This is a genomic window from Alkalimonas amylolytica (assembly GCF_900107845.1).
In the GTDB taxonomy this organism is placed as follows: domain Bacteria; phylum Pseudomonadota; class Gammaproteobacteria; order Enterobacterales; family Alteromonadaceae; genus Alkalimonas; species Alkalimonas amylolytica.
Genome location: NZ_FNRM01000006.1, coordinates 1 through 12,222, shown reverse-complemented (window position 1 = coordinate 12,222; position 12,222 = coordinate 1). Strand labels below are relative to the sequence as shown.

General features: G+C 47.7%; 9 protein-coding genes and 1 tRNA gene. 8 read left to right on the top strand and 2 right to left on the bottom strand.

The genetic code is table 11. From position 1 onward, the window contains the following. Position 1 precedes the first annotated feature (1 nt). Both deoD and gpt read left to right on the top strand, forming a co-directional pair. Positions 2 to 706 (top strand): purine-nucleoside phosphorylase, encoded by a 705-nt coding sequence (deoD, locus tag BLW37_RS11975; RefSeq protein WP_091343197.1) that lies wholly within the window; start codon positions 2 to 4, stop codon positions 704 to 706. 5 nt (positions 707 to 711) lie between these two features. Continuing rightward, on the top strand, positions 712 to 1,188 hold the full coding sequence (gene gpt / locus BLW37_RS11970) for a xanthine phosphoribosyltransferase (protein WP_091343195.1): 477 nt from the start codon (positions 712 to 714) through the stop codon (positions 1,186 to 1,188). A gap of 6 nt (positions 1,189 to 1,194) precedes the next feature. On the opposite strand, the gene BLW37_RS11965 is transcribed toward gpt, so the two are convergent. Further along, the gene (locus tag BLW37_RS11965; RefSeq protein WP_091343193.1) at positions 1,195 to 2,310 is read right to left on the bottom strand and encodes an endonuclease/exonuclease/phosphatase family protein; all 1,116 of its coding nucleotides are present in this window, start codon (positions 2,308 to 2,310) and stop codon (positions 1,195 to 1,197) included. A 375-nt stretch (positions 2,311 to 2,685) separates the two neighbouring features. Between BLW37_RS11965 and BLW37_RS11960 the strand changes: the two genes are divergently transcribed. The 5 genes from BLW37_RS11960 (at position 2,686) to BLW37_RS11940 (ending at position 9,058) form a co-directional block, all read left to right on the top strand. Continuing rightward, complete coding sequence (locus BLW37_RS11960; RefSeq protein ID WP_091343191.1) at positions 2,686 to 5,919, top strand: TonB-dependent receptor; 3,234 nt, start codon at positions 2,686 to 2,688, stop codon at positions 5,917 to 5,919. A gap of 106 nt (positions 5,920 to 6,025) precedes the next feature. Then, positions 6,026 to 6,658 (top strand): uridine kinase, encoded by a 633-nt coding sequence (gene udk / locus BLW37_RS11955; protein WP_091343720.1) that lies wholly within the window; start codon positions 6,026 to 6,028, stop codon positions 6,656 to 6,658. Positions 6,659 to 6,675: 17 nt separating this feature from the next. After that, positions 6,676 to 7,884 (top strand): NupC/NupG family nucleoside CNT transporter, encoded by a 1,209-nt coding sequence (locus tag BLW37_RS11950; protein WP_091343190.1) that lies wholly within the window; start codon positions 6,676 to 6,678, stop codon positions 7,882 to 7,884. Between the two features lie 12 nt (positions 7,885 to 7,896). Next, positions 7,897 to 8,847 (top strand): isopenicillin N synthase family dioxygenase, encoded by a 951-nt coding sequence (locus BLW37_RS11945; protein WP_091343188.1) that lies wholly within the window; start codon positions 7,897 to 7,899, stop codon positions 8,845 to 8,847. Between the two features lie 124 nt (positions 8,848 to 8,971). After that, positions 8,972 to 9,058, top strand: a tRNA-Leu gene (locus BLW37_RS11940). Positions 9,059 to 9,096: 38 nt separating this feature from the next. Here BLW37_RS11940 and BLW37_RS11935 read toward each other — a convergent pair. Then, complete coding sequence (locus BLW37_RS11935; RefSeq protein WP_091343187.1) at positions 9,097 to 10,563, bottom strand: RimK family protein; 1,467 nt, start codon at positions 10,561 to 10,563, stop codon at positions 9,097 to 9,099. A gap of 156 nt (positions 10,564 to 10,719) precedes the next feature. Between BLW37_RS11935 and BLW37_RS11930 the strand changes: the two genes are divergently transcribed. After that, positions 10,720 to 11,847, top strand: a complete 1,128-nt coding sequence (locus BLW37_RS11930) for a GNAT family N-acetyltransferase/peptidase C39 family protein (protein WP_091343185.1) — start codon at positions 10,720 to 10,722, stop codon at positions 11,845 to 11,847. Positions 11,848 to 12,222: the final 375 nt, after the last annotated feature.

Here is a 12,222-nt window from a genome sequence, read left to right as displayed (position 1 = left end):
TATGACTACTCCTCATATTGCAGCCAACCCAGGTGATATTGCTGCTACTGTGCTGATGCCAGGTGACCCCCTTCGGGCTAAACATATTGCCGACAGGTTTTTACAGGACGTGCGCTGCGTGAATGAAGTACGTAATATGTATGCCTATACCGGCAGCTACCAGGGCAAAACGGTCACCGTGATGGGATCTGGCATGGGCGTACCCTCCATGTCTATTTATGCCACTGAACTGGCAAAGTTTTACGACGTGAAACGCATTGTGCGTATTGGCTCCTGCGGTGCCTTACCTCATGCAGTGAAAGTGCGGGATGTGGTGATTGCTATGGGCGCCAGTACCGATTCGGCGGTTAATCGCAACCGGCTGCAGGGCATGGATTTTGCGGCCATGGCCAGCTTTAGTTTGATAGAGAAAGCCGTCGCGGCAGCGCGGCAAAAAAATATTCCGGTACAGGTCGGCAATGTCTTTACCTCGGATCTGTTTTACAACCCGAATCCGACCTTGTTCGATACTCTGGAAAAGTACGGTGTGCTGGCCGTCGAAATGGAAGCTGCCGGCCTTTATGGCGTGGCTGCCGAATATGGCATCGAAGCCTTGAGTATTTTGACGGTAAGTGATCATATCCGTACCGGTGAGTCGTTAAGTGCTGAGCTTCGGCAAACGTCCTTTAACGACATGGTTGAAATTGCGCTCGGCCTGGTGGACTAAATTTTATGTCGATGACCAATCATAAGATGTTTTATGTGTCCTGGGAGGCGTTTCACCGTGCCAGTCGTGAGCTAGCCGCGAAACTACTTACCGGCCGCTATCAGCGCATTCTTGCTGTTAGTCGGGGTGGCTTGGTACCAGCAACCATTTTGGCCCGGGAGCTCAACATCCGTTTGCTTGATACCATTTGCATAGCCAGTTATCAGCATGATCAGCAAGGCGACTTGTCGGTGCTAAAAGGTTGCGACTGGCAGGATGATGAGTCGTTGCTGATTGTGGACGATTTGGTCGATACCGGTGAAACCGCCAGGGTGCTGAAGCAGCAATTCCCCAGGGCCACCCTGGCAACGATTTATGCCAAACCACAGGGAAAGCCATTGGTGGATGTTTATGTCACGGACATTGAACAAGATACCTGGATCCAACTGCCTTGGGATACCGAGCTTAGCTACAGTGCGCCTTTGGTGGAGCAACAAGGCTAAAATACTTTACTTCAGTCGGATATCGACCCAGACCAGCCGATGATCCGAGCTGGCCTGGCGGGTTTCAACCAAGTCGTAATCGGCTTCATCCGGGGCTGGCCAGAAGACGCCACTGTCGATCACTGCAATGCCGACTTTGCCTGGCAGCACATAATCAGCCCGCATCCGCCAGGTTGCTGTGTGCTGAGCTGCATACGGGGTATTCGGGCTGTGCTCCATACCACCCCGACTGGTGGGTATTGGATCCTGGATGCGCGGATGCGCCAGCAGGCTTTGAATACCCGCTTTGAATGCATCTCCTTCTACTGGCGATGCATTCAAATCGCCAACAATGACAAAAGGCGCCTTGCTGTCAAAGCTGCCCGCCAAACCATTATCGTCGTAGAGATAATCCCCTTGTACGTCGCTGATGTAATCGACCCAAAAACGGATTTCATCATGATTGCGTTTGCCATTGCGCTTCTCTGGGCCATCAAATACCGGTGGTGTAGGATGGCTGGCAAACAGATGCAGCCGTTTACCGTTAATATTGAGCGGCAGATCCCAGTGCGATTTAGATGTTAAAGGAAATTGTTGCCAGGCCGCTTCGTCGTACCAGGGGCTGCCATCTGGCTGGGAGGTTTTCAAATGCCCTGGCATATCCCGCCATTTGAACTGACGAAAAGTCCGTACCTCATCCGCAAGGATAGGATAACGTGATAGCAGTAGCATGCCGTACTGGCCGGGATAAAAACCAAAGCCCCAGGCATCAGCACCGACACCACTGGTTTTGCCATCCCGGTTTAGATCATAGGGGCTGGGTTGGCCGCTATTGACTTCGGCATAAAAGTAGTAGGGGTAGTCGATAGGCTCGCTGCCTTGTTGGGAGACGGCTAAGTAGTTCTTTAAAAAGGCTTCAGCGCCCTCAGCGGGGGATGCAATGTAATCAAACTCGGTGAGTAAAATAACATCTGGCCGGGTGAGCTGGATAATGCGGGCAATGGCTTGAATTTGCGGTTCTGTGCCGGTGGCTAAGCGTTCAACCAACACCCTTTGGTCCCCTTGCTGACCTGCTGGCAGGTAGTTGCCAGCTTCCATGCTGACGTTGAAGGTAGCAACACGAACTACAGCAGAGTCAGCCATGCGTCAATTCCGGTCAATACAGTGAACAATCGAAGTGATGGTAGTGTTTTTTGCTTCCCATGACCAGCGGTTGTTATTTTAATTAAGCGCCCGTTGTGAAGGGCTTTGCCATTGGATATGCAGCAAAACTATTCGATAGATGAAGAAAATTTCTGCGAAATTATTGCATTAGAAAGTACGCAACTCAGACCAGCTCATGTTACAATTGTATGACCAAACGAGTTAGATGCGCCGTTAGGGAAAAAGTTCCCCAGCTGTTCGGTTCGGCGTAAAAAAAACGTCACAATCATTCGTTAGGATATCTACCCAAATTGAACACAGTCTATGTATTCAAATGGATTGGGTATAAATTCGAAAACTACCAGGTGAAACGATATGAAAATTAAACATTTAGCTATGGCAGTAGCCCTTGCAATGGGTGCTAGCCAGTTTGCCATCGCAGAAACGTCCTCTTCCATGCGCGGGCAGATCTTAAGCCCAACCGGTAATGCAGCTCCAAATACCCGTATCATTATTGAGCATATCCCATCCGGTACCCGTACAGAAACCGTCACCAACGCCTCGGGTAACTTTGTTGCCTCTGGTTTGCGTGTTGGAGGTCCTTACCGTGTGATCATCGATTCTGATGTACACCGTGATGTGGAGTTGAATAATATTTTCCTATCGCTGGGTGACCCCTATCGTTTGAATCAACAACTGGAGGCTTCGGATGTTGAGCGTATTGCGGTTACTGGAACACGTATTAACCAAGGTATGTTCCAGTCAGGATCTTCAAGCACTTGGGGTGAGCGAGACATTCAAACCATGCCAACCTTCGATCGAGATCTACGTGATATTGTTCGGTTGAATCCTTTAGCGACTGATCTGGGTGATGCAAACCGTTCGTTATCAGTTGCTGGTCAAAACCCTCGTTACAACAGTATCACTGTCGATGGCATTGGGCAGAATGATGATTTTGGTTTGAACAACAGCGGTTATCCAACCAATAGGTCACCAATTTCAATTGATGCTATTGAGCAGGTATCGATCCAAGCAATTCCATTTAATGCGCGCTATTCTGGTTTTGCAGGCGCGCGCGTTAATGCGGTCACCCGTTCTGGAACCAATGATTTCTTTGGTTCCGTTTTTTATGAATATGCCAGTGATGGTTTGGCTGGAAATCCACCAGTTAGTAAGTACAACCCCACTGGAAACAAGCCAGCGTTAGATTTTAAAGAAGAGTCTTATGGCTTTAGTTTAGGTGGACCAATTCTGCGCGATCATCTATTTTTCTTTGTTAACTATGAGCGTTATGAAGAGCCTACATCCATCGCTCAAGGGCCTCTTGGCTCGTCTGCCGCTGAGCAAAAAAACATTGATCCTAGGGTAATCGAGTCAATCCAACGTATAGCGCGAGATGTTTATGGTGTTGACCCGGGCGATTGGAATGTTCGTCCTGAACAAAGTGATGAAAAGCTGCTAGTAAAGCTGGACTGGAATATAAGTCAAGATCAACGTTTAGCGTTTACTTATCAGCGAGCACAGGATGTAAACACAAATGGTGCCACTACCGGTGGCAACAACTTAAACCTTAGTTCATCTTGGTACAGCCGTGAGCAAACTTTGGATAGCTTTGCCGCTCAACTTTACTCAAATTGGACATCAGAGTTTAGCACAGAAATTAAAGCATCCTATAAGAGCGTAGAAACACTGCAGGACCCGCTTTTGGGCCGTAATTATGGTGCTGTTAATGTGACTGTTACTCCTGCAGAAAACTTTGATAATGGGCGTACTCAGATAAACTTAGGTCCAGATCGCTCGCGTCATGCAAACTATTTAGATAACTCTACTTTAGAATTGCAATTCCATGGTGAATATTTACTGAATGAACACCAAATCCAATTCGGTGCAGAGTACTCAAAAATTAGTGTTTTTAATGAGTTTGTGCAGAACTCCCTGGGTGTCTTCGCATTCAATAGCCTAGCTGACTTTGAATCTCGCCTGGCAAACCGCATTCAATATCAAAATGCGATTAGCAATGTTGCTGCGGATGGCGCCGCAGACTTCAGCTATGGCAACATCGCTTTTTATGTGCAAGATACTTGGGATATTAATTGGGATCTTTCATTAAGCTTTGGATTACGTTATGAGCGTCAGTTGTCCAGTGCTGAACCAACCTTTAACCAAAATTTCTTTGATCGCTATGGTTTTGCGAACACAAATAACATGGATGGTTTGGATCTTTGGTTGCCTCGCATCAGCTTCAATTATACTTTAACAGATGATATTACCTTACGCGGTGGGCTTGGGCGTTTCTCTGGTGGCCGCCCGAATGTTTGGATTTCAAATGCTTATACCAATGATGGTGTAACGATTGTAAGTGCGCCGGATTTACGTAATGTGGCAAACACCGATATAACCCAAGTACCTCAAGAAATGAGAGATGCACTTGCTTCCGGTGATGGTAATACAACTCCAATCGATCCAAATTTCAAGATGCCAGTGGATACACGCTATAGCTTGGCAGTTGACTACAACAACCTGGATCTGGGATTTCTGGGGGCCAATTGGTTTGCTTCTGCTGAAGTGATTTATACAGACAATGATCGCGAGGTTGCTTGGGTTGACTTATCCAAAGCCCCTTTATTGGATGAAAATGGGCAGCAAATAACAACTTTGGGTGGTCGACCACTGTATGTTAACTGGGATCCTTTAGCTGGCGACCGGCCGAATACTATTGGCGGCTTCAATACTGAGCGTTATGACATTATGCTCACTAATGTCTCGGGTGGTCGTGGAATTGTCTCCACCTTCAGTCTGTCTAATAGTTGGGATAATGGTTTAGATTTCCGTGTTTCTTATACAAACCAAGATGTGACCAACGTAACTGCTGGCGGGTCTTCAACTGCACACTCCAACTACAACTTCCAGACTGCTATTGATAAGCAAAACCCTGGAACTGGCGTTGCATCCTATCAGGTAGCGCATCGTTTTATGATCGCTCTAAATTACAGAACTGAGTTCTTCCAAGGTTATGCGTCGACATTTAGTCTGTTTTGGGATCGCTTCTCTGGACGCCCCTACAGTTGGGCACTGGATACAGAAGTTGGTTCAAGCGATGGTGTAAGAGCTTTTGGTGATGGTTCCAGCCAAGGGTTGTGGCGCTCCGTCAACTATTTACCATATATTCCAACAGGCCCAAATGATCCCAATATTGCCGGTTATGCTGATGGTTTCAGTTACGAGCAACTTGCTGAGCACATTCGTGCTGCTGGTTTAGAGAAGTATGCTGGTGGCTACGCGCCTCGGAATGCTAAGCGTGGACCTTGGAATACCAACCTTGATTTCCGCTTTGAGCAAGAGATCCCAGGCTTTGTCTCGGGGCATAAAGGGTCCTTTTACGTTGATATTAAAAACGTATTGGCTATCTTTACAGAAAATCAAAGACATACCGTAAGTTTCGCTGATACAGGGTTAAGGTTTGCTGGTGTAGACGTAGATCCTGATACTGGTGGCTATATCTATAGCGCACCAAGGTTTGCATTTGATGCGTCTCCACGTTTTGCAACTCAGTACAATGAGCGCGCCTCAACTTGGTCTGCTAAAGTTGGTGTTCGTTACCGCTTCTAATAAAGCTTTATCCTGATAAAACCGGCCTTTGGGCCGGTTTTTTATTTCTATATCGGTCTTTTTTAGCGATAATTGTTCTTTGTGTGTATTGGAAAGTGACAACAACGTGGCTAAGAACACTATTATCGCCATAGCCGGCGCTTCTGCCTCAGGTAAAAGTTTATTTGCATCAACAGTTTATCAGGAGTTGGTAGAGGAGCTGGGCGGTGAGCGCATTGCCATTTTGGCGGAAGATGCTTATTACCGCGACCAAAGTCATTTGTCGTTTGAACAGCGTACTCTGACCAACTATGACCATCCATCGGCGTTTGAGCATAAATTGCTGGGACAGCATTTGCAGGAACTGCGCGCGGGTAAAGCCATTGCTATGCCGCAGTACTGCTACAAAACCCATACCCGTTTGCCAGACACCATTCAGGTGCAACCGGCGAAAGTCATTCTGGTCGAGGGGATCTTGCTGCTGAGTGATCCGCTACTGCGTGACGAATTTGATATCAGTGTCTTTATGGATACGCCGCTCGATATTTGTTTATTGCGCCGTATTCGTCGTGATTTGGAAGATAGAGGCCGCAGTCTGCAATCGGTGGTCGAACAATACGAAGATACCGTACGGCCGGCCTTTTTTGATTTTATTGCGCCCTCAAAGCAGTTTGCCGATCTGGTGGTGACCCGGGGTGGTAAAAATCAGATTGCTATCGACATTATAAAAACAAAAATTCGCCAGTTACTGGCGGAATAATTACAAGGACCAGGGGAATGATGGGATTAGTTGGTATAGCGGTGCTGTTGCTGGTGGCCTGGCTGGCATCGAATAACAAAAAACACATTAACTGGCGCACCGTAGGTGGTGCTTTTGCAATCCAAGTCGCGATTGGTGCCTTTGTATTGTACATTCCTTTCGGTCAGGATGTGTTGTACAGCATCTCACAGGTGGTGGCCAATGTGATTGGTTATGCCAATGCCGGCATAGAATTCTTATTTGGTGATTTAGGACGTTTTTCACAAGGCTTTATTTTTGCCATCCATGTGCTCACCATCATTATTTTCTTTTCATCCCTGATAGCGGTGCTCTATCACATTGGCATTATGACCTGGGTGATCCGGCTGATTGGTGGTGGCTTGCAAAAGCTGCTAGGTACCAGCCGGCCAGAATCGATGTCGGCAGCAGCCAATATTTTTGTCGGTCAGACGGAAGCCCCTCTGATCGTCCGGCCCTTTGTGCCAACCATGACCCGCTCGGAGCTCTTTGCCGTGATGGTGGGGGGGCTGGCTTCAGTAGCTGGTTCTGTTTTAGCAGGATATGCCGGACTGGGTGTGGAATTAAAATACCTGATCGCCGCCAGCTTTATGGCAGCACCTGGTGGTTTTTTGATGGCGAAAATGATATTGCCGGAAACCGAACAGCCAAAAAATGAACTGACCGAAATTACTCAGGAAAAACCGCATACCAATGTGATTGATGCTGCGGCCGCGGGTGCTTCCAGCGGTATGCAGTTAGCGCTGAATGTTGGCGCCATGCTGCTGGCCTTTATTGGTTTGATTGCACTCATTAATGGCATGGTCGGTGGCATTGGCGGTTGGTTTGGTATCGATAATCTGACACTGCAATTGATCTTCGGTTATGTGTTCCAACCACTGGCTTTTATCTTAGGGGTATCCTGGGACGAAGCCCGCATGGCGGGCAGTTTTATTGGCCAGAAATTGGTGATTAATGAGTTTGTCGCTTACCTTGACTATGTTCAGGTGAAAGAGCAATTGAGTGCCCATACCCAGGTGATTGTGACTATTGCCTTGTGTGGTTTTGCTAACTTCTCTTCCATTGCGATCCTATTAGGTGGCTTGGGCGGTATGGCGCCCGGTCGTCGGGCTGATATTGCGGCACTGGGTTTAAAAGCCTTGCTGGCAGCAACATTGGCCAACTTAATGAGCGCTGCCATTGCAGGGTTCTTTTTTTCTTTAGGCTAAAAGGTCTTTTATATGACACAGCAAGTTCCAACGTTAGATATAAGACGGTTTGCCACCGACAAAGATAACTTTGTTGCCGAAATTGGCAAGGCCTACACTGAATTTGGATTTTGTGGCATTAGCGGCCATGGTATTTCAGATGACGTGGTAGCAAATACATACACAGCCATTAAGCAGTTTTTTGCGCTGCCTAATGAGGTGAAAGCCAAGTACCATCTGCCAGGGCAAGGCGGTGCCCGCGGTTATACCGGCTTTGGCGTTGAAAAAGCTAAAGACTCCAATCATCCGGATCTGAAAGAGTTCTGGCATGTCGGTCGGGAGCTGGAAGGCCCTGCACCCCACCCAAGTTTGTATCCCAATGTCTGGCCGTCTGAAGTCGCTGGTTTTAAAGAGGCGACTTACCGGCTATACAGCGAGCTGGAAAAGCTGGGTAACCGGGTATTGGAAGCGCTGGCTTTGTTTTTAGGCCAGCCGCAGCAGTACTTTGCCGATAAAGTGAATTTTGGTAACTCGATCCTGCGGCCGATCCATTATCCGCCAATCCAGGACACCAGCACCCAGTCGATCCGGGCTGGTCAGCACGAAGACATCAACCTCATCACCTTATTGGTCGGTTCTAATGAAGCGGGGCTAGAAATTTTGCGCCGGGATGGTAGCTGGCTGCCGGTCACCACCATTGAAGGCACCATCGTGGTCAATATCGGCGATATGTTGCAGCGGTTAACCAACCATGTACTGCCATCCACCACCCACCGGGTGGTGAATCCGGCTGGTATAGCAGCTGGGGAGCCTCGCTACTCGATCCCATTTTTTATGCACCCAAATCCGGATTTTGTCATTGAGACCTTGCCAAGCTGCATCAGCGCGGAGAATCCAAATCGCTACCCTGAGCCCATCAACTCCAACGACTACTTAATGCAGCGTTTGGAAGAGATTGGTTTGTTGAAAAAGAATGGAAAATAACCGCTTTGCACAGCAAATAAGCGAGTGACACAAAAGCCGTTAAAATGTGCCATATTGCAGTTGACAGCTTTTTGGAACTCGCTATACTGTGCGCCATGTTGAGCAGCGATGCCCAACATACCACGCAGATGTGGTGGAATTGGTAGACACGCTAGCTTCAGGTGCTAGTGCTCGAAAGGGCGTGAGAGTTCGAGTCTCTCCATCTGCACCAAATTAACCGGCTTAAAGCCGGTTTTTTTGTTTTAAGATCTACCGTTTTAGCTCTATGCGGCGGATAAAGTCTTCTACCAATAAGTCGTATAGCTTGTTGCCCAAAAACAAATCTTCCACACCATCATCAATATTCGGGTTGTCGTTGACTTCAATGACATAAACCCGGTCACCATCCTGCTTAATATCGACACCGTATAGACTGTCACCAATGGGCGCGCAGGCGCGGATGGCGGCATCCAACACATGAGCAGGCACCTCATTGACGGCACAGGTGCTAAAAGCACCACTTTGTGTTTTGCCGCTGCCATGCTTGTAGATTTGCCAGTGATTGCGCGCCATAAAGTATTTGCAGGCAAAAAGCGCTTGACCATTTAAAACGCCAATACGCCAATCAAACTCAGTAAAGGTATAACGCTGGGCCAGAATGATGGCGCTTTGCTCAAACAGCTCCGTCATTTTTTGCCGCAATTCGGTCATGGTTTTTACTTTTACTACGCCGCGGGAAAAACTGCCATCCGGGATCTTCAACACCATGGGTAACCCAAGTAAATCAGCAGCCCGCTCCAGATTATCTGCATCGTATTTAAACAGCATTAAGCCATCCGGCACCGGTACCTGGTGCTGTTCAAACAGTGTTTGCAGGTAAATTTTATTGCTGCAGCGTAAAATGGAGTTCGGATCATCTATCACCGCCAGTCCTTCTCGCTCCGCCTTCAAGGCCATCTTAAAAGTGTGGTGATTCACTGCTGTGGTTTCGCGAATAAAAAGACCATCAAATTCAGCTAACCGTTGATGATCACGTGCACCAATGATCTCGGTATCCATGGCCGCCTTTTTGGCGGCTTTGCAAAACAACTCAATGGAGCGGGGGGTGCAAGGTGGAAATTGCTCTTTTGGATCCATTAAAACGGCCAGATCGTATTTAAATTGCCGCTTATTAGGTTCCAGTCGCCAGATTTTATGACTAAAGCGCTCCAGTGCTTCGGCAAACTGTGTTTGTTGTGACTCCGTTAGCTTGTGCAAACTCCCTATGCGGATGGTTTTGACTTGCCACTGCTGCTTTTTAATCAAATCAACGTGTAAGATAGGTACCGAAAAAGCTTCAAACAGATAATCGGCTACTTTTTTCAGCGAACGCTCATTGGTTTCACCAAAGTAAAGCTGAAACGTAAGTTGGCTTTCAGGGTTGTCTGCCAAAGCTTTATTTAGCTGTTTCGTCAGTGCCACCGGTATATCATCAATCACATCCGCAATTTCGTCCCGATTAAATTTATTAAATACCTTAATGGAAGGGATAGCGTGATGGTTGCGGGCTTCGGCCAGCAAGGAGCAATAGTAACCGGAGCCCAGGTACTGCGATTGCCGACACAGGTTAATTAAGCGCACGCGTTGGCGGGATTTGCCTTGCCACTTTAGGTAATCGGCCAGAGTCATGACGCCATCATATTGAAAGAAAGGTCCCCAATCTTGTAGCTTATCTACTACGATTAATAACTTAGACATATCCTGTTCCGAGAAAATGCATTTCTTGTATTGTAGACACTAGTGCAGATTGCTGCCCAATGAAATCATTTACTCGTCATCAGCAAAAAAATTGTCTTGCCTGTTGGCTGAAAACAACGTGCAATGCCGGGCCATGACATAACAGAAAAGGTGCCTATGGAAAGCAAAGATCTCTGTATCCGCGATGCTGTGTTGCAGGATCTGGCTGGTCTGGTGCAGCTCGAGCAAGCCTGCTTTGATGCTGATCGCTTAAGTCGTCGTAGCTTTCGGCACTTTATCCTCGATAAACGCAGTGATTTGCAAGTGTTGGAAAAAAATAACCGTCTGGTAGGCTATTTCCTGGTGTTGTATCGACGGGGCATTAGCTTGGCCCGGTTGTACTCTCTTGCGGTATTGCCAACAGAGCGCAAACAAGGCTTTGCACAGCTGTTGTTAGCGCATGCAGAACTGTCAGCCCGGCAGCGGCGTTGTGTATTTTTACGACTGGAGGTTAGGCCCGATAATGACGGTGCTATTGCCTTGTACCGGCGTCAGGGCTATCAGGAGTTTGCTATTCGGCATGATTTTTATGAAGATCACTCGGACGCGCTCTGCATGCAAAAGCGCGTGTACAGCTATCAGCAGCAAGACACGGATAAAGGCATTCAATTTATTCAGCAAACAACACCTTTCACCTGCGGCCCTGCTGCTTTACTGATGGCGATGAATTACTTCGAGCCGAATACCTACGATCCCTACGCACAGGAGTTAGAAATCTGGCGCGAAGCCACCACCATCTTTATGACCTCGGGGCATGGCGGTTGCGGACCAAGGGGACTAGCACTGGCTGCCTGGCAGCGTGGTTTTGACGTTGAAGTCATGCTAAATCAAGCTGGGCCACTGTTTGTCGACTCGGTACGCAATCCACAAAAGAAGCAAATGCTGGAGCGGGTCCACCAGATTGAGCAGCAAAAATGCACTCAGGCCAATATTCCGGTGCATATTACTGAGTTCACCCTCAATGATGTGCTGGAGAAACTAAACCAAGGATTTTTGGTGTTGCTGCTGATCAGTACCTGGCAGTTTGATCGTAGCAAAGCGCCGCACTGGGTATTGCTCTGTGATGTCGATAGCGATTTTGTCTATTTAAACGATCCCGATGTCGATACCGCGGCTGGACAAAATGCTGCAGACTATCAATACATCCCGGTGAATCGAAACATTCTGGCGAAGGCATTTTTGTATGGCAAGCAGCGCTTAAAAGCAGCCGTTGCCGTTAAAAAAGACAAAACGTCGTCTTTTTAGGCAAAAAAGCGTAAAACGACAAATAAGGCTTGCAGTCACAACAGGGCTCCCTATAATGCCGACCCAAGCCAGCAGGGCCCGGTTAGCACGCGAGATGGTGCAGATAACAGAGCCTTGCAGCGGGATGGAAAAGTGCCGAAAAAGTTGATTATCAGCCTTGACAGCGCGTTTTAAATCCCTAAAATGGCGCCCTCGCTTGCAGATGGCAGTAAAGCCCTCAAAAAGCGATGTGAAGTGAAGTGGTTTGCTGAAATATTTTCGAAACCGGCTTGACTTGCTACTAGGACGATGTAAAATGCGCGTCCTGCTTCGGAATGAAGCACTGCTCTTTAACAATTCGCAATCAATTATCTGTGTGGGTACTTGTGTTGATAC